Annotated in this window: 17 protein-coding genes; 10 read left to right on the forward strand and 7 right to left on the reverse strand. The window is 61.9% G+C overall.

Features of this window, described 5'->3' with window-relative positions:
- Nucleotides 1–30: 30 nt before the first annotated feature.
- A complete protein-coding gene (locus CAG02_RS07345; RefSeq protein WP_085708801.1) occupies nt 31–1,584 on the reverse strand; it encodes a PLP-dependent aminotransferase family protein in 1,554 nt (517 codons plus the stop codon).
- Between the two features lie 92 nt (nt 1,585–1,676).
- Here CAG02_RS07345 and CAG02_RS07350 point away from each other — a divergent pair, with 92 nt between their 5' ends.
- From CAG02_RS07350 to CAG02_RS07370, 5 genes are all read left to right on the forward strand, one after another.
- The gene (locus tag CAG02_RS07350; protein ID WP_085708800.1) at nt 1,677–2,300 is read left to right on the forward strand and encodes an FMN-binding negative transcriptional regulator; all 624 of its coding nucleotides are present in this window, start codon (nt 1,677–1,679) and stop codon (nt 2,298–2,300) included.
- Between the two features lie 10 nt (nt 2,301–2,310).
- A complete protein-coding gene (locus CAG02_RS07355; protein WP_085708799.1) occupies nt 2,311–2,757 on the forward strand; it encodes a GNAT family N-acetyltransferase in 447 nt (148 codons plus the stop codon).
- 12 nt (nt 2,758–2,769) lie between these two features.
- Nucleotides 2,770–3,441, forward strand: a complete 672-nt coding sequence (locus CAG02_RS07360) for a GNAT family N-acetyltransferase (protein WP_085708798.1) — start codon at nt 2,770–2,772, stop codon at nt 3,439–3,441.
- 200 nt (nt 3,442–3,641) lie between these two features.
- Entirely contained in the window at nt 3,642–6,599 is a 2,958-nt protein-coding gene (locus CAG02_RS07365; RefSeq protein WP_085708797.1) for an autotransporter domain-containing protein, read from the forward strand.
- A 597-nt stretch (nt 6,600–7,196) separates the two neighbouring features.
- Entirely contained in the window at nt 7,197–8,240 is a 1,044-nt protein-coding gene (locus CAG02_RS07370; protein WP_371856486.1) for an autotransporter domain-containing protein, read from the forward strand.
- A 104-nt stretch (nt 8,241–8,344) separates the two neighbouring features.
- Here the strand turns inward: CAG02_RS07370 and oadA are convergent, their stop codons facing one another.
- Entirely contained in the window at nt 8,345–10,153 is a 1,809-nt protein-coding gene (gene oadA / locus CAG02_RS07375) for a sodium-extruding oxaloacetate decarboxylase subunit alpha (RefSeq protein ID WP_085708795.1), read from the reverse strand.
- An 11-nt stretch (nt 10,154–10,164) separates the two neighbouring features.
- Entirely contained in the window at nt 10,165–11,580 is a 1,416-nt protein-coding gene (locus CAG02_RS07380) for an acetyl-CoA carboxylase biotin carboxylase subunit (protein ID WP_085708794.1), read from the reverse strand.
- 191 nt (nt 11,581–11,771) lie between these two features.
- Between CAG02_RS07380 and CAG02_RS07385 the strand changes: the two genes are divergently transcribed.
- Nucleotides 11,772–12,734, forward strand: coding sequence for a LysR family transcriptional regulator (locus tag CAG02_RS07385; RefSeq protein ID WP_085708793.1), 963 nt, complete (start codon nt 11,772–11,774; stop codon nt 12,732–12,734).
- On the opposite strand, the gene CAG02_RS07390 is transcribed toward CAG02_RS07385, so the two are convergent.
- The 3 genes from CAG02_RS07390 to CAG02_RS07400 form a co-directional block, all read right to left on the reverse strand.
- Nucleotides 12,676–12,888: a PA3496 family putative envelope integrity protein gene (locus tag CAG02_RS07390; protein WP_085708792.1), complete on the reverse strand. Its 213-nt coding sequence runs from the start codon at nt 12,886–12,888 to the stop codon at nt 12,676–12,678. The genes CAG02_RS07385 and CAG02_RS07390 overlap by 59 nt on opposite strands.
- A gap of 108 nt (nt 12,889–12,996) precedes the next feature.
- On the reverse strand, nt 12,997–13,863 hold the full coding sequence (gene hexR / locus CAG02_RS07395; protein ID WP_007954250.1) for a transcriptional regulator HexR: 867 nt from the start codon (nt 13,861–13,863) through the stop codon (nt 12,997–12,999).
- Between the two features lie 150 nt (nt 13,864–14,013).
- The gene (locus CAG02_RS07400) at nt 14,014–16,887 is read right to left on the reverse strand and encodes a GGDEF domain-containing phosphodiesterase (RefSeq protein ID WP_085708791.1); all 2,874 of its coding nucleotides are present in this window, start codon (nt 16,885–16,887) and stop codon (nt 14,014–14,016) included.
- A gap of 259 nt (nt 16,888–17,146) precedes the next feature.
- Here CAG02_RS07400 and uvrD point away from each other — a divergent pair, with 259 nt between their 5' ends.
- From uvrD to CAG02_RS07420, 4 genes are all read left to right on the forward strand, one after another.
- On the forward strand, nt 17,147–19,330 hold the full coding sequence (gene uvrD, locus CAG02_RS07405) for a DNA helicase II (protein WP_085708790.1): 2,184 nt from the start codon (nt 17,147–17,149) through the stop codon (nt 19,328–19,330).
- A gap of 71 nt (nt 19,331–19,401) precedes the next feature.
- A complete protein-coding gene (locus CAG02_RS07410; protein ID WP_016984014.1) occupies nt 19,402–19,842 on the forward strand; it encodes an EamA family transporter in 441 nt (146 codons plus the stop codon).
- A gap of 175 nt (nt 19,843–20,017) precedes the next feature.
- Nucleotides 20,018–20,896 (forward strand): Tim44 domain-containing protein, encoded by an 879-nt coding sequence (locus CAG02_RS07415; RefSeq protein ID WP_085708789.1) that lies wholly within the window; start codon nt 20,018–20,020, stop codon nt 20,894–20,896.
- 137 nt (nt 20,897–21,033) lie between these two features.
- Nucleotides 21,034–21,441: an SMI1/KNR4 family protein gene (locus tag CAG02_RS07420; protein WP_007995855.1), complete on the forward strand. Its 408-nt coding sequence runs from the start codon at nt 21,034–21,036 to the stop codon at nt 21,439–21,441.
- Between the two features lie 20 nt (nt 21,442–21,461).
- On the opposite strand, the gene CAG02_RS07425 is transcribed toward CAG02_RS07420, so the two are convergent.
- Nucleotides 21,462–23,225, reverse strand: coding sequence for a cation:proton antiporter (locus tag CAG02_RS07425; protein ID WP_085708788.1), 1,764 nt, complete (start codon nt 23,223–23,225; stop codon nt 21,462–21,464).
- Nucleotides 23,226–23,412 lie beyond the last annotated feature (187 nt).

The raw sequence follows: 23,412 nt of genomic DNA on the forward strand, positions 1-23,412 counted from the left end.
CAGGTCGCGACGGACTGTGGCCTGTCGCGACTAACCGAGCCAGACCTGGCGCAAACGGGCCAGGGCCGACTCGATCGCCGGCTCCGGTACTGCGGCAAATCCCAGCACCAGGCCGGCGCGCTGATCCATCGGCGTCGTCGAGTCCCGCAGCCAGTACTTGCTCAAGCCGTGGACTTCCACCTCCACGCTCGCCGCCTGCTCGATCAATTGTTGTTCGCGAGCCACGCTGTCGACCGCCACCGTCAAATGCAGTCCGGCGGACACGGCCGGCAGTTCACCCACACCCTCCAATCCCTGGGGCCAACCGTTGATAAGGGCATTACGCCGGCTCAGGGCTGCCCGGCGCATCCGCCGGATGTGCCGCTGGAAGTGCCCGGCCGCCATGAACTCGGCCATCACCGCCTGAGTGCTCACTTCGGAATGCCGCACATCCACCGCGCGTCGTTGCGCAAAGGCTTCCACCAGTCCCGGCGGGAGCACCAGATACCCCAGTCGCAACGCCGGAAACGCGACTTTGCCGAAAGTGCCGACGTAGAGCACACGGCCCTGTCGGTCGAGCGCAGCCAATGGAGCCAGCGGCGCGCCGGTGTAGCGATACTCGCCGTCGTAGTCGTCCTCGACGATCCAGCCCCCGGTGCGCTCGGCCCAGGCCAGCAATTCCAGGCGCCGGGCCAGGCTCATCACTACCCCGGTCGGATACTGATGAGACGGCGTGACGTACGCCACCCGACAATCTTCGGCGGCCGCCAGTGCAGCGCAGTCGATGCCCTCGTCGTCCACAGCAATGCCGTGCAATCGACCGCCGGCCAGCGCGAAGGCATGACCGGCTGCGCGGTAGCCTGGATTCTCGATGCCCACCCCGGCGCCAGGCTCCACCAGCAACTGTGCACAAAGGCTGATTCCCTGTTGCGCGCCACTGGTGATCACAATTTGTTCAGCCGAGCACTGCATGCCGCGCGAACTGCGCAAATAAGCGGCGATCAGACCACGCAGGCGCGCATCGCCCGCCGGGTCGCCGTAACACAGTTGCTGCAAGTCGGGCTTGCGCCAGAACGCCGCATTCAGCTTGGCCCAGACGTCGAACGGGAACAGGTCGAACGCCGGAACCCCCACCCTGAACGCCCGTGGCGGACCACTTGGCGGCGTCGGCAAATGGTTGTGTTCAAGCCGCTGCATCGCACCGCTGTGGATAACTTTGCTGGATAAATCCCCAGTGGAATCGGCTGATTTTGTGGATAAGGCTGTGGGTAAGCCTGTTGAAAAGCCTGTGGATACTTTTGTGGATAGTTTTTTTGCCGGCCTCGTCGATTGTGGCAACTGCGCCACATAAGTGCCGTCCCCGACCCGACCTTCGATGAAGCCTTCGGCATACAGTTGATCGTAGGCGCGTACTACGCTGTTGCGGGATATCGCCAGCGCTGCCGCCAGATCCCGGCTGGCCGGCAGCCGCGTGCCGCTGGCCAGGCGCCCGTCGAGCACCCGCAGGCGCAAGGCCTGATAGAGCTGGCGGCTCAGGCCTTTGCGGCGATCGAGTTCGATACCGGCAGGGTTGAACGGCAGCGACAACGTGGTCGAATCGGGCATGGCAATGGACCTATGAAATTGGTCATCAATGGCTCTTACAACAGACCAATAGCCTGCCTAGGATGCAGGCATTCGCCAAGGAAAATCTCTCCATGTACACGCCACGCGCCTTTGCCATCGACGACCTGTCCCAACTGCACGAACTGATCCTCGCTACCCGCCTCGCCATTCTGGTGACTCACGGTGAACAAGGCTTGCAGGCCAGCCACGTGCCGGTGCTGCTGCATCGCGAACAAGGTCCGAACGGCACGCTGTACGGGCATCTGGCCAAGGCCAATCCACAGTGGAAGGACCTGCGTGACGGTGCCGAGGCCATGCTGATTTTCCCGGGGCCCGACGCCTACGTCAGCCCGGGCTTTTACCCGAGCAAGGCCGAGCACGGCAAAGTCGTGCCGACCTGGAACTACGTCGCCGTGCACGCCTACGGTCACGCCGAAACCTTCAGCGATGGCGGTCGGCTGCTGGATATCGTCAGCACCCTTACCGATCGCCATGAAGCGGGTCGCGCCCAGCCCTGGTCCGTCGACGATGCCCCGGCCGACTACATCGACGGCATGCTCAAGGCCATCGTCGGGTTCGCCATTCCGATCGACCGCCTCGAAGGCAAGCGCAAGCTCAGCCAGAACCGTAGCGCCGAAGATATCGCCGGTGTGCGCGAAGGCCTGGCCGCCAGCCCCGAGATCAACGATCAAACCCTCGCTCACTTGATGCGTTAAGGAAATCACCATGAGTCAGATCGACATCCGCCCGGTCAGCGCCGCCGATCACGCGGCCTGGCTGCCGCTGTGGCAGGCCTACCTGCGCTTCTACAACACCGAGTTGCCGGACGCCGTCAGCCAGAGCACCTGGCAGCGTTTTCTCGACCCGAACGAACCGACCCACGCCGCCCTCGCCTGGGCCGACGGCAAAGCGGTGGGCATGGTGCACTTCATCTACCATCGTTCGAACTGGAGCATCGAAAACTCCTGCTACCTGCAAGACCTGCTGGTAGAGCCGCAAACCCGCGGCACCGGCGTCGGTCGCCTGCTGATCGAACACGTCTACGCTACGGCCAAGGCCGGCGGTTGCTGCAAGGTGCACTGGCTGACCCACGAAACCAACGCCACCGCGATCCAACTCTACGAGCGCATCGCCGAGCGCCCGGGTTTCATCCAGTTTCGCAAAGCCATTTAAGGAGCCAAGTGCATGACGATTTCTCTCGCTGACTGGAAAGGCGTGCCGCCGCCCTCCACCACCCTGATCGAAGGCCGCTTCATTCGCCTGGAAAAGCTCGACCCGGCGCGCCATGGCGACGATCTGTTCAACGCTCTGCAAGGTCCGGGCGCCGACCCGAAACTCTGGGATTACTTGCCCTACGGCCCGTTCCCGGAGCGCAGCGCCTTCAATGACTGGCTGAACAACCACGCCGCCCACAGCGATCCGTATTTCTTCAGCGTCATCGACCGCGCCAGCGGCCAGGTGCAAGGCATCCTCAGCCTGATGTCGATTGTCCCGGCCCAGGGCCGCATCGAAATCGGCCACGTCACCTTCGGCGCGCCGATGCAGCGCTCGCCGAAAAGCACCGAGGCGGTCTACCTGCTGGCGAAGGAATCCTTCGCCCTCGGCTACCGTCGCCTCGAATGGAAATGCAACAACGGCAACGCCCGCTCCAAATACGCGGCCGAACGGTTGGGCTTCAGCTTCGAAGGCGTGTTCCGCCAGCACATGGTGGTCAAGGGCCAGAACCGCGATACCGCGTGGTACTCGATCCTGGACTCGGAATGGCCGGCGATTGCGGCGGGGTTCGAGCGCTGGTTGAGCGACGAGAATCAGACGGCCGAGGGGCAGGTGAAAGGGTTGGTCGAGTGCCGCAGCTAAGTGAGTAAACGCCCCGGGCAGCTCCTGCAGCAGTTGAAGGGAGCTTCCCTCTGTTATTGCTTCATCTGCAACGAATTGCAGATGAAGCACCCCACTCGCAGATATATCTGCAAAAGAATGCACCTGACCCAGACATCATTCTGTAAAAACCCTCCGCTATACAGAACGCCCTCACTTATAACTAAAAGGACGTTCCCCCCATGCCGCTCCCGCCTCAGCGCCTGTCGCTCGCCACCGCCCTGTTGATCGCCACCAGTGCCGCCCACGGCAAGAATGTCGTGATCGACACCGCCACCACCGCGTCGCAGACACTGGGCGGCAGCGACACCCTGACGATTTCGGCGCCGGGCAGCATCACCAACAGCGGCAAGGCCGTAAGCCTCAAGGATGGCACCAGCGGTACCGGCGTGATCATCGATAACGCCGGCAAGATCATTTCCACGGGCGGCCGGGCCATCGACAGCAGCGGCGACCTGACCCAGGCACGCAATTACGCGATCTACAACCGCAGCGGCGGGCAGATTCTCGGTTCCAACGACGCGATTCGCATCGACAGCAACTTCGTCAGCGGCAGCCTGTTGATCGACAACAGCGGCACCATTCGCTCGACCACCGGCCAAGGGCTGGATCTGGATGCGTTGCGCAGCGACGGGGTCAAAACCACCATCATCAACCGCGCCGGCGGACTGATTCGCGGCGACGCCAGCGACGGCATGAAGACCGGCGCCAATGCGACCATCAGCAACTACGGCGAGATCTCCACCGGTGATTCGCACAATGCCGACGAGAAGTTCGACGGCATCGATATCGACACCGCGACCGGCGTCAGCGTGACCAACTACGGCGTGATTTCCGGCGGACGCCACGGCATCACCACCGACCTCGGGGCGACGCTGGTGAACTACGGGCAGATCACCGGGCGCAACGGCTCCGGTTTCGGCTCGGACGGCGACGGCACGGTGATCAACCACGGCACCATCACTGGCGCGTATTCAGGTTTGCAACCCAACGGCGACGGTGACGGCGTGGACATCGACAAGATCGCCCACATCGAAAACTACGGCACCATTCAGGGCGTCGGCGCGGGCGGCGTGGACAAGGGCGGTTTCGCCAACGGCAGTGAAGGCATCGCCCTGGGCGGCGGTTACATCCTCAACGCCAAAGGCGCGCTGATCAGCGGCGCCAACAGCGCGATTCTGGTGGACGACGGCAGCGGCGGTTCGGGGCTGGCGGCCACCACACTGGAGAACTACGGCACCATTCAAGGGCTCGACGGTTTTGGCGTGAAGTTCGTCGGCGAGTTCGCCGACAACGTGATCAACGGCGGCACCATCAGCGGCAGCAACGGACTGGCGCTGGATCTGGGCGACGGCAACGACAGCCTGACCCTGCGCAGCGGCAGCCGGTTTATCGGCGTGGTCGATGGCGGCACTGGTTATGACCGCGTGGTGATGGACGATGCGGCGGGCGGCAGCTTTGGTGCCAGCCGCAATTTCGAATGGCTGGAAGTCAGGCAAGGCGCCTGGACCCTGACCGGCAGCGGCGATTTCAGCGACGGCGGTGCCGTGCGCAACGGCGCGACTCTGATCAACCAGGGAGGTATCGCCGGCAACCTGACCGTCGATGCCGGCGGCGTGTATGCCGGCGGTGGTTCAGTGGGCAACCTCAACGTGAATGGCACATTGCGCACTGACACCCGACTCGGCACAGCAACCATCGTGCACGACTTGAACATGGGCAGCGCATCCACCCTCGCCTACGGCGTCAACGCCGATGGCAGCAGCGCACCCGTGCAGGTCGGTGGCACGGCCAACCTCAACGGCGCAACGCTGGCGGTCAATCCCGGCACCGGCACCTATCCGTGGCAGAGCAACTACACGGTGCTACAGGCTGCACGGGTCAACGGCACGTTCGGCGCGGTCACCAGCGACTACGCCTTTCTCACCCCGACCCTCGCTTATACGCCGACTCAGGTCGACCTGACCTACACCCGCAATGACGTGGCGTTCAATGAATACGCAGCCACCGGCAACGGCAGCAACGCTGCCAACAGCCTGGCCTCGATGGGCAAGAACAACGCACTGTACAACGTCCTGCTCAACACGACTCAAAGCAGCGCAGGCGCGGCCATCGAGCAACTGGCCGGCGCCAGCAACGCCAACCTGACCAGCGCCACCCTCGGTGCCAGCAGCCAGGTGGGCAGCAGCATGCTCTCGGCGATGCAGCAGATGGGTGGCAGTCCCGGTCTGATGGTCGGCCTCGATCAGCGTGACACACCGATCCTCGCCGCCAACGGCGTACCGTCCGAAGCACGAAACCTGAATGATCCGAACGCTCAAGGCCGGCTCTGGCTGCAAGCCATTGGCGGCTACGGCAAGCTCGATGGCGAACACGGCAACAGCAGTCTGGAGCAGCGCACCAAGGGCAGCGTGCTCGGTGCCGATTGGGCGCTCAATCCACAATGGCGACTGGGCGTGCTTGGCGGTTATTCGAAGACCGATCTGGACGCCACCGGCGTCGACGGCAATGTCGAGAGCTGGCATGCCGGGGTCTACGCACAACACCAGAACGGCCCGATCGCCCTGCGCCTGGGCGCGGCTTACAGCGGTCATCAAGGCGAGAGCAAACGCACGGTCGCGTTCAACGGTTTCAGTGACCGTCCCAAGGGCGATTACGACGCCGACAGCCAACAAGCGTTCGCCGAACTCGGCTACGCCATGGGCAGCGGCCGGCTCAGCGCCGAACCGTTCGCCAGCCTCGGCTACCAGCGCTATCAACGCGACCGCTATCAGGAAAAGGGCGGCGCGGCGGCCTTGCAGGTCGATAGCCAGACCCAGGACAACTTCAGCAGCACTGTCGGTCTGCGCCTGGCGCACCTGAACGCGCTGGAAAACGGCATGAGCCTGACCCCGCGCATGGCAGCAGGCTGGAAACACACCTACGGCGATGTCAGCAGCTCGACCCGTCAGGCATTCGTCGTCGGCGGCACCGCGTTCAGCGTCGATGGCAGCTCGCTGGATCGTGACAGCCTGGTGCTGGAAGCCGGCCTGGATCTGGGTGTTTCGGCGCGGCACACCCTGGGGCTGGGTTACAGCGGCGAAATTGGCAACAACAGTCGCAATCACGGGTTGATCGGGCAGTGGCAGATGAGTTTCTGAGGTTTCGCCAATCGATACTTCAGCGGGTGTTGTAGGCAAAGGCGTCTGGTCGATTGAGTAATCGTGGCGGGTTCATGACTCGCCATTGATCGAGCTACAAAATCAGGCGGCATCACCTGCGTCCAGTTCGGAATTGCCCGGCATCGGTGCACAGGCATCGACTTTTACAGTTTGGCCTCACCCTTCAAGAGGCCCAACTGAATGCCCATTCAATGCAAATACACGTTCCAACACCTTGTCCTGGCGATTGCGCTGGCGGTCGGTTGCGTAGAGTTTTCACTGGCGGAGCAGTCGGAGCCCGAGGCGCCCGTTGTGAAAGATGTGAAACCCAAGAACCAGCGCAAACCTAAGGACAAACCTGCTCCGCTTAATCTCGCTGAAGAAACAGCGCGTGAGGAAAAGATCTCTCCACCACCGCAAGCCCTCCCTACCAGCACTGAGACTCCAACCGCGCCACTTCATGCAGCCGATGACCTCCACTCCAAGAGAGTCGCCACTACAGAGAACGGCAGCGCGCTCGAAGAAAGCATTGGAAAACCCGCGCCTCCATCGCAGCCCGTCCTGAGCGAAGCGCCAGCAACCCCCGGATCCAAAGAGGTGCCTACTTCAGGCAACGCAGCCATCGACGCCCTGCTCGCTGCCGACGAAACCACCGCCACCCTCGCCTACTATCAACTGGCGGGCGGCAGCAATGCCAACCTCGCCAATGCAACCCTGAGCAGTGTCACGCCAGTCAGCGCCAGCCTGCTGTCAGCCATGCACCAACTCGACAATGCCCAAGACTCATCGGGAAACTCACCACGCCATGCGGCCGGCAACGCAGACACCGGCAGGGTCTGGCTGCAAGCCCTTGGCCATAGCGGAAAACTGGCTCGCGAATTTGAACCGATGCAACATTCCACCAAAGGATTGCTGTTGGGTACCGACTGGCGCGTTGCCGAAGAATGGCGTCTGGGTTTGATGGGAGGCACTTCGGACACGCGCATCGACAGCCAGGAACTGGACGGCGACCTCGACAGTTGGCACCTCGGCGCCTACGCCTTGCGCCAGACCGATCCGTTGTCACTTCGGCTCGGCGCAACCTGGAGCCGTCACGAAGGCAGCACCCGCCGCGAAGTCGCGTTCGGCCGCTTCCATGACCGGCTCAAAGGCAACTACCACGCCAGCACCCGGCAAGTGTTCATCGAGTCGGGGTACAACCTTGGTAGGGCCAGCGTCAGCATCGAGCCATTTGCCGGAATCGGCTACCAGCGCTACCAGCGTGACGGCTACACCGAGAAAGGCGGGGATGCAGCGCTCAAGGTTCATGCTCAATCCCAGGGCAACTTCAACACCACTGTCGGCTTGCGCATGGCGAAAGTCAGCACGCTGGATAACGGCATGCGCCTCACGCCACGATTCAGCGCGGGGTGGAAACACGTTTACGGCGAAACCTACACCAGCACCCGCCAACGGCTGGCCAAGGGCGGCCACGACTACACCGTTTACGGCGCCGAACTGGATCGAAACAGCCTGAAACTCGACACCGGACTGGATCTGGCAATCTCGAACAACCACGCCGTGGGTGTCGGACTGACCGGAGAAATCGGCACCGACAGCCGCAACCATGGCGTATCGGGTCAGTGGCGAATGGCGTTCTGAGTCCGGACGGATTGCTGCCGCATGTTGCGGCAGCACTTTGAAAGCAAAAAAAAGGGGAGCACATGCCCCCCCGAGGTTTAAAGCGTTGTATCGAGGCCGTTATCTCAGCCTTCGATTTCGATCAGGATTTCGCCCGGGTTCACCCGGTCGCCCTTGGCCACGTGGATGGCGGTGACCTTGCCGGCAACGGCAGCCTGGACTTCGGTTTCCATCTTCATCGCTTCGGTGATCAGCACAGCCTGGCCGGCCTTGACGGTGTCGCCCTCCTTGACCAGCACATCGACGATGTTGCCCGGCATAGTGGTGCTGACGTGGCCCGGAGCTGAAGCCTGCTTGCGCTTGCTGCTGCCGCCGCCGACGAATTCGTTGAGCGGTTCGAACACCACTTCTTCCGGCATGCCGTCGATGGACAGGTAGAAGTGACGCTTGCCTTCGGCCTTGACGCCGACACCGGTGATGTCCACACGGTAGGTTTCGCCGTGGACGTCGATGACGAACTCGGTCGGTACGCCTTCGCCGCCGGCCGAAGCCACCTTGCCCGCTTCCGGGATCGGCAGCAGCACTTCCGGGGTGAGGGTGCCGGCGGCACGCTCTTCGAGGAACTTGCGACCGATGTCCGGGAACATGGCGAAGGTCAGCACGTCTTCTTCGGACTTGGCCAAAGCGCCGATGTCGGCACGCAGCTTGGTCATTTCCGGCTTGAGCAGGTCTGCCGGGCGGACGTCGATCACCTCTTCGCTACCGATGGCCTGGCGACGCAGCTTCTCGTTCACGGTGCCCGGCGCCTTGCCGTAGCCGCCCTGCAGGTAGAGCTTCACCTCGTTGGTGATGGTCTTGTAACGCTCACCGGCCAGCACGTTGAAGAACGCCTGGGTGCCGACGATCTGCGAAGTCGGAGTTACCAGCGGCGGGAAGCCGAGGTCTTCACGTACGCGCGGGATCTCCGCCAGCACTTCATTCATGCGATTGAGGGCGCCCTGCTCTTTCAACTGGTTGGCCAGGTTGGAAATCATCCCGCCCGGCACCTGGTTGACTTGAACGCGGGTGTCGACAGCAGTGAATTCGCTTTCGAACTGGTGGTACTTCTTGCGCACGGCATAGAAGTACAGACCGATCTCCTGCAACAGTTCCAGGTTCAGACCGGTATCGAACTCGCTGCCCTTGAGGGCGGCGACCATCGACTCGGTGCCTGGATGGCTGGTGCCCCAGGCGAAGCTGGAAATGGCGGTGTCGATGTGGTCGGCACCGTTTTCGATGGCCTTCAACTGACACATCGCGGCCAAGCCGGCGGTGTCGTGGGAGTGGATGAACACCGGCAGCGACTGCTCGGCCTTGAGGGCCTTGACCAGTTCGCCGGTGGCGTACGGGGTCAGCAGGCCGGCCATGTCCTTGATCGCCACCGAGTCGCAACCCATGGCTTCCATTTGTTTGGCCTGGGCCACGAACGCGTCAATGGTATGCACCGGGCTGGTGGTGTAGGCGATAGTGCCCTGGGCGTGCTTGCCGGCAGCCTTCACCGCTTCGATGGCCACGCGCAGGTTACGCACGTCGTTCATGGCGTCGAAGATGCGGAACACGTCGATGCCGTTGACCGCGGCCTTGGCGACGAACGCCTTGACCACGTCATCGCTGTAATGGCGATAACCCAGCAGGTTCTGGCCGCGCAGGAGCATCTGCAGACGGGTGTTGGGCAGCGCAGCGCGCAGTTGGCGCAGGCGCTCCCACGGATCTTCTTTCAGGAAGCGTACGCAGGCGTCGAACGTCGCGCCGCCCCAGACTTCCAGCGACCAGTAGCCGACCTTGTCCAGTTTGTCGCAGATCGGCAGCATGTCTTCGGTGCGCATGCGGGTGGCGAGCAGCGATTGGTGGGCGTCGCGCAGGATGGTGTCGGTTACGAAAATCTTTTTAGTCATTGTTCTATTCCTCACAGGCCTGCGTGGGCGGCAATGGCGGCGGCGATGGCCAGGGCCAGCTCTTCGGGTTTGCGCTTGATCGAGTAGTTGGTCAGTTCAGGATGGCTTTCGACGAAGCTGGTGTTGAACTGGCCGCTACGGAATTCCGGGTTGCGCAGGATTTCCTGGTAATACGCGGCGGTGGTCTTCACGCCTTGCAGACGCATGTCGTCGAGGGCACGCAGGCCACGGTCCATCGCCTCTTCCCAGGTCAGTGCCCACACAACCAGTTTCAGGCACATCGAGTCGTAGAACGGCGGAATGGTGTAGCCGGTGTAGATCGCCGTGTCGGTCCGCACGCCCGGGCCGCCGGGGGCGTAGTAACGGGTGATCTTGCCGAAGCTCGGCAGGAAGTTGTTTTTCGGGTCTTCGGCGTTGATCCGGAACTGCAGGGCAAAACCGCGATGCTGGATGTCTTCCTGTTTCACCGACAGCGGCAGGCCGGAGGCGATGCGGATCTGTTCGCGGACGATGTCGATCCCGGTGATTTCTTCGGTGATGGTGTGTTCCACCTGCACCCGGGTGTTCATCTCCATGAAGTACACCTCGCCCTCGGCGAGCAGGAACTCCACGGTGCCGGCGTTCTCGTAACCCACAGCCTTGGCCGCACGCACCGACAGGTCGCCGATATAGGCGCGCTGTTCAGGGGTCAGTTGCGGACTCGGGGCGATTTCGATCAGCTTCTGGTTGCGGCGCTGGATCGAGCAGTCACGCTCGAACAGGTGCACCACATTGCCGAAGCTGTCGCCGAGGATCTGCGCTTCGATGTGTTTCGGATTGACGATGCATTTTTCCAGGAACACTTCCGCCGAACCGAAGGCCTTGGTGGCTTCGGAAATGACGCGAGGGAAGTTCTGTTCGAGTTCTTCGCGGCTGTTGCAGCGACGGATACCGCGACCGCCACCACCGGAAGTGGCCTTGAGCATCACCGGGTAACCGATGCGGTCGCCCTCGCTCAACGCTTCTTCAATGCCCGAGACGTTGCCTTCGGTGCCCGGCGTGACCGGCACACCGGCCTTGATCATGCTGCGGCGCGCTTCGGTCTTGTCGCCCATGCGGCGGATGACTTCCGCCGACGGGCCGATGAATTTGATCCCGCGTTCGGCGCAGATCTCTGCCAGTTCGGCGTTTTCCGAAAGGAAACCGTAGCCGGGGTGCAGTGCATCGCAACCGGTTTCCACGGCCAGGTTCACCAGCTTGCGCGGGTTGAGGTAACCGGCCAGCGGCTCGGCACCAATGCTGTGGGCCTCGTCCGCACGCTTCACATGCAAGGCATGGCGGTCGGCGTCGGAAAAAATCGCAACCGAGCGAATGCCCATCTCGGCGCACGCACGCACGATTCGTACGGCAATCTCACCACGGTTGGCGATCAGGATCTTTGTTATCACTTGGAGGTTCCCTTGAGCCGGTGGTACCCACGACCTGCTAGACCCAGGTCGACGCGTGACCAAATGTTTCAATCTGGTCGCGGCTTCACACTAGCGCTCACAAGGGATTAACAAAAATGAATAAAAATTGGGTCATGCATAAGTAAAGACTTATAGTCATTGCACCAGCCAGCGGCCAGAGCCTGTAGAAAATGCGTAAGTCCTTGATGCGTATGACATTGCGTCAATTGCAGATCTTCAACGAAGTGTGTGATTTACGCTCCTACAGCCGCGCAGCCGAGGAAATGTCTCTCACACAGCCGGCCGTCAGCCTACAGATTCGTCAGCTGGAAGAGTTGATCGGGCAGCCGTTGTTCGATTACGTCGGCAAAAAACTCTACATGACCGAGGCTGCCGAAGCACTCCAGCGTGCCAGTCGCGACATCTTCGGTCGCCTGGAAAACCTCGACATGCAGCTGTCGGACATGCAGGGCTCGCTGCAGGGCCAGTTGAAACTGGCGGTGGAATCCAGCGCCAAATACTTCGTGCCGCACTTGTTTGCCGCCTTCAAGCGCCAGCATCCGGAGGTGAACCTGCAACTGACGGTGGTCAATCGCGGACAGGTCATCCGCCGGCTCTCGGACAACCGCGACGACCTGGTGATCATGTCGATGGTGCCGCAGGACATGGGCCTGGAGTTCCTCCCCTTCCTCAACAACCCGATCGTGGCAACCGCCCGACCGGACCATCCGCTGGCACACATGGGACCGCTGCGCCTGCAGGACCTTGAGCCGTACACCCTGCTGATTCGCGAACCCGGTTCGGGAACGCGACTGGCCTGTGAAGAGTATTTCAAAGAGAAGCGCGTGCACTTCACGCAGACTCAAGAAGTGGCGTCGGCTGAAGCTCAGCGCGAGTGCGTTTTGGCGGGTCTGGGCGTAGCACTGTTGACGCGCCACGCCCTGAACCTGGAGCTGGCGACCGGCGGCCTGGTGGAGCTGCCGGTCGAAGAGTTGCCGCTGTTTCGCAGCTGGTGCCTGGTGCAGGCCAAGGCCAAACGCCTGTCACCGGTGGCGCACGCCTTCCTGGCGTTTATCCGCAGCGAACGGGTGCAGATCAGCGCGCTGGTTGAGCGCTTCGACGGGAAGCTGCGGGAGCTGCCTGCCAGTAGTTGAGTTCGATGTCCTCGGGAAAATCGCTGATTTCGGTCTGAAGCTGACGAAGTTCGAAGCGATCTTCGATGGCGCGGCGGAATTCCATGCGGCGCTGGTCTTCCTGCTGACGACGGGTTTTCGCGGCGCTGTTGCGTTCTTCGTAAGGCTGAGCCATTTCGAGTCTCCCAAGGCGAGTACGGGAGTTTCACGATAGGCGCGAGGGATGACGGTTTGGCTTCGCCGGGGTTACAGGCAGATGAAGATTGCCTTCACCCCAAGATGATCAGTCATCCAGCGCTTTCACCGACTTTGGCGACAGCCGCAAGCTGCGCAGACTGCGTTTGACGCTCTTGAGGTGGTTGACCAGGCTCGGCCCGCGCGCCATGGCCACGCCCATGGCCAGCACGTCGATCACCACCAGGTGGGCGATGCGCGAGGTCAGCGGCGTGTAGATTTCGGTGTCTTCGTGCACGTCGATCGCGAGGTTGACGGTCGACAGCTCGGCCAAAGGCGTCTGGCTCGGGCACAAGGTGATCAGCGACGCACCGCTCTCGCGCACCAGATTGGCGGTGATCAGCAGGTCCTTGGAGCGACCGGACTGGGAAATGCAGATCGCCACGTCGGTCGGCTTCAGGGTCACCGCCGACATCGCCTGCATGTGCGGGTCGGAATACGCCGCCGCCGTCAGCAGCAGACGGAAGAACTTGTGCTGCGCATCCGCCGCCACCGCGCCCGACGCACCAAAACCGTAGAACTCGACGCGTTGGGCCTGGGACATCAACGTCACAGCACGCTGCAACTCCAGCGGATCGAGCTTCTCGCGAACCTCCATCAGCGTGTGCAGGGTGGTGTCGAAAATCTTCAGACTGTAGTCAGCGACGGAATCGTCTTCATGGATCGCGAACTGACCGAAACTGGCGCCGGCCGCGAGGCTCTGCGCGAGCTTGAGTTTCAGGTCCTGAAAACCGGAACAGCCGATGGCCCGGCAGAAGCGCACGATGGTCGGCTCGCTGATGCCGACGCTGTGGGCCAGATCGGCCATGGAACTGTGCATCACTGCCGCAGGGTCAAGCAGCACGTGGTCGGCGACCTTGAGCTCCGACTTGCGTAACAGGTGACGTGACTGGGCGATGTGTTGCAGCAGATTCAAGGGGCTGGACTCTTGTTATGGAAAGATGTGCTTTGGCCAGATGCCGGGGATGTAGCAAGCTTGTAGTTATACTACATGAATCGGCTTTTTGCCTGCTCAATGCGTAACTGGATCGCCCCGGTTCAGGCGACATGCACTGCATGTAGCCCTTTACCTGGGATTTTCCTGCCGGCCCAACAAGCCAGCCAGACCGGCAGCCTCCACCGGACGGCTGATCAGATAGCCCTGCACCTCGTCGCACCCCTCGGCCTTCAGGAACTCAAGCTGCTCCGGCCGCTCGACACCTTCGGCCACTACTTTCAGCGACAATCCATGAGCCATCGCAATGATCGCGCGAGTGATCGCCGCATCTTCGCTGCCCTCACCCAACCCGCGAATGAACGCCTGATCGATCTTCACGTAATCCACCGGAATCCGCTTCAGATAGCTCAGCGACGAATAACCGGTGCCGAAATCGTCGATCGCCAGTTTCACGCCCAGGTCCCGCAGTTGCTGGAACGTGGCGATGATGTGTTCGACGCTGTCGAGCAACTGGCTTTCGGTCAGTTCCAGTTCGAGGTAGTGCGGCGCCAGCCCGGTTTCCTCCAGCACCTGACGCACCAGACTGACCAGTTTGCCCTGTCGCAACTGATGCACCGACAGGTTCACTGAAACCCGGATCGGTTCCAGCCCCTGCCGCTGCCATTCGCAAGCCTGCCAACAGGCCTGACGCAGCACGAATTCGCCGATCGGCCCGATCAGCCCCGTCTCCTCGGCCAGACCGATGAAGTCCCCCGGCGGCACACGGCCCATGGTCGGGTGATCCCAGCGCACCAGCGCTTCGGCGGCGTTGAGTCGGCCAGTCGCCAGGCACAGTTTCGGTTGATAGAAGACGTTGAGCTGCTTGTCCTCGATGGCTTTGCGCAGCTGGTTTTCCAGTTGCAGGCGTTCCAGCGTGCTGGCCTGCAGGCTGTCGGTGTAGAACTGGAAGTTGTTGCCGCCCAGATGCTTGGCGTGTTGCATTGCCATGTTCGACTGGCTGACCAACGCGGAAATTTCCCGGGCGTTGTCCGGCAGCATGCTGATGCCCATCGAGGCGCTGACCACCAGCTCATGACCTTCCACCGTCAACGGCAGGCGCAGCTTGGCCGACAGCCGCGTGGCAACCCGCGCCAGACTCGACAGGTTGCCATAGGCATCGAACAGCACCGCGAATTCGTCGCCGGACAACCGGGCAATGGTGTCGGCCTCCGGCAGAGCATTGACCAGACGACGAGACATCTTTTGCAGCAACTGGTCGGCAATTTCGTGGCCGAGGCTGTCGTTGAGCAGCTTGAAGCGGTCCAGATTGATGTGCAGCAGCGCCAGACTCCGCCGCCCGCCCTGCCGTACACGCTGATGGGCTTCGTGTAGTCGTTCGCGGAACAGCGAACGGTTGGCCAGACCGGTGAGTTCGTCGTAGTGCGTCAAATAACGCATACGCTCTTCGGATTCGCGTCTTGCCGACAGATCGGCGAAGAAGCCGACGATATGACTGACATTTCCCCGACTGTCGCGTACCGCATTCAATTGCAGCCACTGCGGATACAGCTCGCCGTTCTTGCGGGTTTCCACCAGTTCGCCCTGCCAGCTGCCATGCTGCTCCAGAGCGTGGCGGATGGCGACGTAGTGCCTGCGAGCGTCACGGCTGCACGGCAATTCGACGACATTGCGCCCGAGCATGTCATCGATGTCATACCCGGTAACCCGGCTGAAGGCCTGATTGATGGCGATCAGCGAATAGTTCGGGTCGAGGATCACGATGCCTTCGCTGGCGGCTTCGAATACCGTGGCCGCCAGTTGTTGCTGGGCCTCCAGACTCTTGCTGACACTGATATCGCGCCGGGTGCCCACCATGCGGATGACCCGCCCGCTGTCGTCGCGCTCCACCGCACGACCACGGTCCTCGATCCAGACCCAGTGGCCGTCGCCATGGCGCACGCGGTATTCGATCTGATAATCCTCGGTGCGCCCCTTCAAGTGCTCGATCAACGCCCGTTTAAGCGGTGGGACATCTTCCGGGTGCAACCGGGGCCGCAGATGCCTGAGCAGCCCGGTGACGTATTCCGGATCAAGGCCGAACAGTTCCTGAATCTGCGTGTGGTGAACTTCATCGGTCTGCAGGTTCCAGTCCCACAGCCCCAGTTCACTGGCCTTCAACGCCAGGGCCAGGCGAGCTTCGCTTTTGCTCAGGGCCTGGTTGGCGGCATCCAGTTCGCGGCTGCGCTGGGCCACCCGGTCCTCCAGTTCGACCTGGGCTTCGCGTAACTTTGCTTCGGCACAGCGGCGCTGTTCGATTTCCTTCGCCAACGCCTGGTTGAGCAGTTCGCTGCGAGATTGGGCTTGTTGCAAGTGTTCGATCAGGTGCTGGTTCTGGAAGCGCCGCAGCAAACCACGATCGATCAACCGATTGACCTGCCACGCCACCACGCTCAGGGAACCGAGCAGGATCAGCCCGAGCCAGCCCCAGCCCCGCGCCAGTTCGTCACCGCCCCAGAACAGATAGCCGATGGCCGGCAGCAGGCACGGCAAGGTAAAGGAAAGAAAAGCCGGAATGCTCACGGCGTAGGCCACGCTGGCCGACAGGGTTGCGGCACCGATCAGGCCGAACACCCACGCCTGCTGCATGAAATTGTCGGCCGGGACCAGAGCGATGCCGGCGCCGGCCAGGGTCAGGCCGGTCATGGTCGAACCGAGCAGGAACATCCGGCCCCAGATCGGCTGGGCCTGGCGGTCGGGGATTGCCGAATCGAATGCCGCAACCTGAATCACTCGCAACGCCACCAGCGACAGCAGCCACACCAGCCAGACGCTGACCACGAAATAACGCTGCGGACTCCAGAGCAGACCGGCGCAGACCAGACCATTGATCAACATGAACAGGGTGGGTAACAGCGAACCCTGATATAGAAGGCGCGTGCGCTCGACCGCCATCTGGGTGGCGTAATGCTTGCGGATCACCCGGGGTTCCACAGAGGGGCCCGACAGGTCGAAGCTGAGGGTCATAGGCAACGTTCTTGTTCTTATAAGTGTGAGCATGCGCCCGGAAACGTGGACGGAGCATACACAAGCCCAACCACTTGCCAAACTGCTCCAGATCATAATTTCGCCGAAACTTTTCGACCTCCCGTCACCCGCAAAAGCCCCGACGCCAGGCGGGCCAACGCCTGTAGCCGGTGACCGACCGGTCGTCATCGGCAGCACTTTCATCGGCTAATGCAAAGCTCGGTTTGCCCGGGCCTGCGGCGCACCCTAGAATGCCCCGATGCGCGATGATCTCTCCCTTCTGCTGAACTCCCTCAACGATGCCCAACGCCAGGCCGTAGCGGCTCCCGTTGGTCGTCAATTGGTCCTGGCCGGTGCCGGCTCAGGCAAGACCCGAGTGCTGGTGCACCGTATCGCCTGGTTGATCCAGGTCGAAAACGCCTCGCCCCACTCGATCCTGTCGGTGACCTTCACCAACAAGGCCGCTGCCGAGATGCGTCACCGCATCGAGCAATTGCTGGGGATCAACCCGGCCGGCATGTGGGTCGGCACGTTCCACGGCCTGGCGCACCGCCTGTTGCGGGCGCACTGGCAGGAAGCAGGCTTGAGCCAGACCTTCCAGATCCTCGACAGCGATGACCAGCAGCGCCTGGTCAAGCGGGTGATCCGCGAGCTGGGGCTGGACGAACAGCGCTGGCCGGCCCGTCAGGCCCAGTGGTTCATCAACGGGCAGAAAGACGAAGGCCTGCGTCCGCAGCACATTCAGGCCAGCGGCGATCTGTACCTGGCCACCATGCGCGGCATCTATGAGGCCTACGAGGCGGCCTGCCAGCGCGCCGGCGTCATCGATTTCTCCGAATTGCTGCTGCGCGCCCTGGATCTGTGGCGCGACCATCCGGGCCTGCTGGCCCACTACCAGAAGCGTTTCCGCCACATTCTGGTGGACGAGTTCCAGGACACCAACGCCGTGCAGTACGCCTGGCTGCGTCTGCTGGGCAAGGGTGGCGACAGCCTGATGGTGGTCGGCGACGACGACCAGTCGATCTACGGCTGGCGCGGCGCGAAAATCGAGAACATCCATCAGTATTCTTCCGACTTCCCGGATTCCGAGACCATCCGTCTGGAGCAGAACTACCGCTCCACCGCCGGCATCCTGAAAGCCGCCAACGCCCTGATCGCCAACAACACCGGGCGGCTGGGCAAAGAGCTGTGGACCGACGGCGGCGACGGCGAAGCGATCAATCTGTACGCCGCGTTCAACGAACACGATGAAGCACGCTACGTTGTCGAAACCATCGAAAGCGCGCTGAAAACCGGCCTGGCCCGCAGCGATATCGCGATTCTCTACCGCTCCAACGCCCAATCCCGCGTTCTGGAAGAAGCCTTGCTGCGCGAGCGCATTCCGTACCGCATCTATGGCGGCCAACGCTTCTTCGAGCGCGCGGAAATCAAGAACGCCATGGCCTACCTGCGTTTGCTGGAAGGTCGCGGCAACGATGCGGCGCTGGAACGGGTCATCAACGTCCCGGCTCGCGGCATCGGCGAGAAGACCGTCGAAGCCATCCGTGAACATGCGCGCCACAGCGATGTGTCGATGTGGGAAGCCATGCGCCAACTGGTGGCCAACAAGGGCCTGACCGGTCGTGCGGCCGGCGCCCTCGGTGCGTTTATCGAGCTGATCGAGAACCTCGCCGCCAAGTGCGCCGAGATGCCGTTGCACCTGATGACCCAGACCGTCATCGAGCAATCCGGCCTGATCGCCTACCACGAAGCGGAAAAAGGCGAGAAAGGCCAGGCCCGGGTGGAAAACCTTGAGGAATTGGTCAGCGCCGCGCGCAACTTCGAGAACACCGAGGAAGACGAAGACCTGACGCCGCTGGCGGCATTCCTCGGCCACGCGTCGCTGGAGGCCGGCGACACTCAGGCCGACGAGCACGAAGACAGCATTCAGTTGATGACCCTGCACAGCGCCAAGGGCCTGGAATTCCCTTACGTGTTCCTGGTGGGCATGGAAGAAGGCCTGTTCCCGCACAAGATGAGCCTGGAGGAACCGGGACGTCTTGAAGAGGAGCGTCGTCTGGCTTACGTCGGCATCACCCGGGCCATGCAGAACCTGGTGATGACCTACGCTGAAACCCGACGCCTGTACGGCAGCGAAACCTACAACAAGGTGTCGCGATTCGTACGGGAAGTGCCGAAAGGCCTGATTCAGGAAGTGCGTCTGTCGAACAGCGTCAGCCGACCGTTCGGCGGCAACCAGTCGATGAGCGGCAGCAACCTGTTCAGCGGCAGCGAGATCCCGGATACCGGTCTGAGCCTCGGCCAGGCTGTGCGGCACTCGATCTTTGGCGACGGCGTGATCCTCAACTTCGAGGGCGCCGGTGCCCAGGCCCGGGTGCAGGTGAGCTTCAGCGAAGGCAGCAAGTGGCTGATGCTGGGTTACGCGAAGCTGGAAGCCATTTAAGGCCGCCAGCTGTTGCTCATCGTTCCCTCGCTCTGCCGGGGAACGATCAAACATCCTGAAAGGTACGAGACATGGGCTCTGGCTTCTTTTCCTCCTGGACATTCTGGGCCCTGCTCTCGGCCACCTTCGCCGCGCTGACGGCAATCTTCGCCAAGGTCGGCATCGAAAACGTCAACTCCGACTTCGCCACCCTGCTGCGCACCATCGTGGTACTCGTCAGTCTGGCCTTGATTTTGTACGCCACGGGCCAATATCAGTCCCTGGGATCGATCTCTGCCAAAAGCTATCTGTTCCTGCTGTTGTCGGGGTTGGGTACCGGGGCTTCATGGCTGTGCTATTTCCGCGCCTTGAAAGTCGGGCCAGCCTCGCTGGTCGCTCCGGTGGACAAGCTCAGCGTGGTGCTGGTGGCGGTGCTCGGCGTGATCCTGCTGGGCGAGAAACTTGACCTGCGCCAGTGGGGCGGCATCGGTCTGATCACCGCGGGCGTGGTGATGTTGGCGTTTCGACGCTGATCCATTTCCCACTGAACCTACCTCCTTTTCCTACAGACAAAAGTACATAGCCTTATTGCCTCGACCGAGCTGAACGTAACCTGTCAGGCAAAAGCCCGAAACACTCTCTCGCTAGCCAGTGACACTTCAGCTGTGCAACATGGCGCGCGTGTCTCCACAAACGGGAATTCCCTTTATGAAACGTTTTCTTAGCATCGCCATGGCGTTGTGCATCGGCCTGACGATGAGCCTCGACGCCAACGCCAAGCGCTTTGGTGGTGGCAAAAGCGCCGGCGCTGCGCCGACGCACCAGACCAGCCAGATGGCTCCTTCTTCCCCAGGCATGGGCGGCGCGGCTGCGACCGCTGGTGCTGCCGGTGCCGCAGGCGCTGCTGCCAAGGCTGGCGGCGCTTCGAAATGGCTCGGCCCTCTGGCCGGCATCGCCGCCGGTGGCCTGCTGGCGTCCATGCTCATGGGCGGCGGCTTCCAGGGCATGCAGATCTTCGACATCCTGATCATGGCCGTGATCGCGTTCGTGATCTTCCGCTTCATCGCCGCTCGTCGCCGCAAGCAGCAGGAGCAGTTCGCGCCGGCCGGCGCGCCGATGCAGCGTGAAGTGTTCGAGCAGAAACCTGCCGCCATGGGTTCGATCTTCGGTGGTTCGGCTGCTCCGGCTGCCGCCCGTCCGGTGATCAACGCACCGGCCTGGTTCAACGAGCAGCGCTTCCTCGAAGCCGCCCGCAGCCACTTCCAGGCGCTGCAGCAGCACTGGGATGCCAACGAAATGGACAAGATCGCCGAGTTCGTGACCCCGCAGATGTTCGAGTTCCTCAAGCGCGAGCGCGCGGAACTGGGCGATGCGTTCCAGTCCACCTTCATCGAAAACCTCCAGGTACAACTGGACGGCGTGGATGACCGTGCGGACAAGACCATCGCCACCCTGACCTTCAACGGTGTGTCGAAGACCTCGCGTTTCGACCAGCAGGGCGAAGTGTTCAGCGAAAGCTGGAACATGGAACGTCCACAGGGCGACAACCAGCCTTGGCTGGTCGCCGGTATCCGCCAGAACGGCTGATCACCTCCGACGTTTACCCGCTGCAATAAAAACCCCGGCCTCGGCCGGGGTTTTCTATTTCGCGGTTGCATCTATAGCGAGCTACTGTATAAACCGGCCCATATAAACCGCGCCATTCAAGCAAGAGGATCCCGGACGTGGAAGAAATCATCGAACAACTGCGCGAAGCCAACGAACCCGTGCCGGTTCCCCTGGAGTTGCCCGACGAAGACCAGTTGGTGGAAGTCGAAGAAGAACTCTTCATCAACATCCCGTTCGTCTTCAAAGAATTTCTGCTGACCGTCAGCGATGTGGTTTACGGCAGCCTGGAGCCGGTGACCGTCACCGACCCGCAGTCCCACACCTACCTGCCGGATGTAGCCGCCAATGCCTGGGACGCCGGTGTGCCGCGCGACCTGATCCCGATCTGCCAGGACGGCGACAACTACTACTGCGTCGAAGAAGACGGCACCGTGGTGCTGTGGTCCGGCGAAGAAGAGTTGATCACCGAGGAGTCCTGGGAATCGGTCTGGCACTGGGCACGGGACGTCTGGCTGGAAAGCTGATCGGCCAGCGCCCCACCGGGTCAATGCCCCGACGACTCCTTGTGATTGTCGAGGGTCTCCAGCAAGGCCACCTGCATCCGCGTGTGCACCCGGATGAACCAGCGCCAGAGCAGCGCCGCCACGGCGGCCGCGACCACGGCGACCAGCACCAGCAACTTGTTGGTCGGCAGGATACTGGCCGACAAGGCTGCCAGCAGCAGGAAAATCACCAGCAGCGAGAGGATCGGGATCACTTCGGCGATCACCCGGCGCACTCGCTGTGTGTGACGCCCCGCCATCTCAGGCTTCACCCCCATCTCCGCCAGCAGCATCGACAGCGCCTTGAGCTTGCGATAGGCCGCAATCAGGAACGGCAGCGACAACAGCAACGCCCCACCCCAGATCAACGCCTTCTGCCAGCTCGGATCGCTGATCCAGTCCTGCAGCCACGTCGAGAGACGCCCGGCAAAGAAAGCGCCGGCAAAGAAGATCGCAATCACCAGCGCCAGATTGACCCCGACCTGCAGCAGAATCCGCCGGATCATCGACGCCAGCATCGCGCCCTCACCCTGCGGCTGAATGCTGCGCAGCCATTCGCCATACATCCCGAACACCCGCCCGAGACGCTGCGGCATGGCGGCGGATAGCTTGATCGACAGCGGATCGGCGGCGCGGATCAGGTAAGGCGTCAGCAACGTGGTGATGACCGAGACCGCCACGGCCACCGGATAGAGGAAGTTGCTGGTCACCTGCAGCGTCATGCCGAGTGCGGCGATGATGAAGGAGAACTCACCGATCTGCGAAAGACCCATCCCGACCCGCAGTGAGGTGCGTCCGTCATTGCCGGCGATAAATGCCCCGAGGCCGCAGGACAACATCTTGCCCAGCACCACGGCGACGGTAATCACCGCAATCGGCCACGCGTATTGCAGAAGGATCATCGGATCGAGCATCAGGCCGATGGCAACAAAGAAGATCGCACTGAACAGGTCGCGAACCGGCTCGATCAGGCGCTCGATCTTCAGCAATTGCCGCGACTCGGCCATGATCGCACCGATCAGGAACGCACCGAGCACCATGCTGTACTCAAGCTTGACCACCAGCAGGCAAAAGCCGAAGCACAGCCCGAGCACGGTGATCAGCAGCATCTCGTTGCTTTCGAACTTCGCCACATAGGCCAGCAATCGCGGTACCAGCAGAATGCCGATGACCAGCGCGACGATCATGAAGAGCGACAGCTTGCCGACCGTGGAAAACACTTCGCCGGAGCTGACCGTGCCGCTGACCGCGATGCTCGACAGCAGCGCAATGATGCCGATGCCGAGAATGTCTTCGACGATCAAAACGCCGAAGATCAGCTGGGCGAAGCGCTCGTTCTTCATCTTCAGGTCGTTGAGCGCCTTGACGATGATGGTGGTCGAGGAAATCGCCAGGATCGCGCCGAGGAACAGCGAATCCATGGTGTTCCAGTCGAACCAGCGACCGATTTCGTAGCCGATCCAGATCATCAGGATGATTTCCAGGAATGCCGCGATAAACGCTGTGGCCCCCACCTTGAACAGCTTGCGCAGGCTGAATTCCAAGCCCAGGCAGAACATCAGGAAAATCACCCCCAGCTCGGCGAGGGTCTTGATGGTTTCTTCGTCGTGGATCAGGCCGAACGGCGGGGTGTGCGGGCCGATGATGAAACCGGCGACGATATAGCCGAGCACCACCGGCTGCTTGAAGCGGTGAAACAGCACGGTCACCACACCTGCGACCAACATGATCACTGCCAGATCCTGAATAAAGCTGATGGCATGCATGGCGTGGGCTCCTTGAATGACGATGCTCGCGGCAGGCGTCTGAAAACGTCTGGGCGAGCTGAGTAAAAATCCGCTTTAGGTGTAGGAATCGCCCTTGGGGTGGGCTTTTGCAGGGTAACACCGCGACTTCCGGCTGAAAGGCGGTGCAATATATGGAAACAGATCGATCAGGGCGTGACGGCGGCCA

The sequence above is a fragment of the Pseudomonas sp. R43(2017) genome (assembly GCF_002112345.1).
GTDB classification, from domain to species: Bacteria; Pseudomonadota; Gammaproteobacteria; order Pseudomonadales; family Pseudomonadaceae; genus Aquipseudomonas; species Aquipseudomonas kribbensis.

Bases quoted from the DNA above. Each gene is read 5' to 3' on its own strand.
- CAG02_RS07345 (WP_085708801.1), bottom strand. From the start codon at position 1,584: ATGCCCGATTCGACCACGTTGTCGCTGCCGTTCAACCCTGCCGGTATC.
- CAG02_RS07350 (WP_085708800.1), top strand. From the start codon at position 1,677: ATGTACACGCCACGCGCCTTTGCCATCGACGACCTGTCCCAACTGCAC.
- CAG02_RS07355 (WP_085708799.1), top strand. From the start codon at position 2,311: ATGAGTCAGATCGACATCCGCCCGGTCAGCGCCGCCGATCACGCGGCC.
- CAG02_RS07360 (WP_085708798.1), top strand. From the start codon at position 2,770: ATGACGATTTCTCTCGCTGACTGGAAAGGCGTGCCGCCGCCCTCCACC.
- CAG02_RS07365 (WP_085708797.1), top strand. From the start codon at position 3,642: ATGCCGCTCCCGCCTCAGCGCCTGTCGCTCGCCACCGCCCTGTTGATC.
- oadA (WP_085708795.1), bottom strand. From the start codon at position 10,153: ATGACTAAAAAGATTTTCGTAACCGACACCATCCTGCGCGACGCCCAC.
- CAG02_RS07385 (WP_085708793.1), top strand. From the start codon at position 11,772: ATGCGTAAGTCCTTGATGCGTATGACATTGCGTCAATTGCAGATCTTC.
- CAG02_RS07390 (WP_085708792.1), bottom strand. From the start codon at position 12,888: ATGGCTCAGCCTTACGAAGAACGCAACAGCGCCGCGAAAACCCGTCGT.
- CAG02_RS07400 (WP_085708791.1), bottom strand. From the start codon at position 16,887: ATGACCCTCAGCTTCGACCTGTCGGGCCCCTCTGTGGAACCCCGGGTG.
- uvrD (WP_085708790.1), top strand. From the start codon at position 17,147: ATGCGCGATGATCTCTCCCTTCTGCTGAACTCCCTCAACGATGCCCAA.
- CAG02_RS07410 (WP_016984014.1), top strand. From the start codon at position 19,402: ATGGGCTCTGGCTTCTTTTCCTCCTGGACATTCTGGGCCCTGCTCTCG.
- CAG02_RS07415 (WP_085708789.1), top strand. From the start codon at position 20,018: ATGAAACGTTTTCTTAGCATCGCCATGGCGTTGTGCATCGGCCTGACG.
- CAG02_RS07425 (WP_085708788.1), bottom strand. From the start codon at position 23,225: ATGCATGCCATCAGCTTTATTCAGGATCTGGCAGTGATCATGTTGGTC.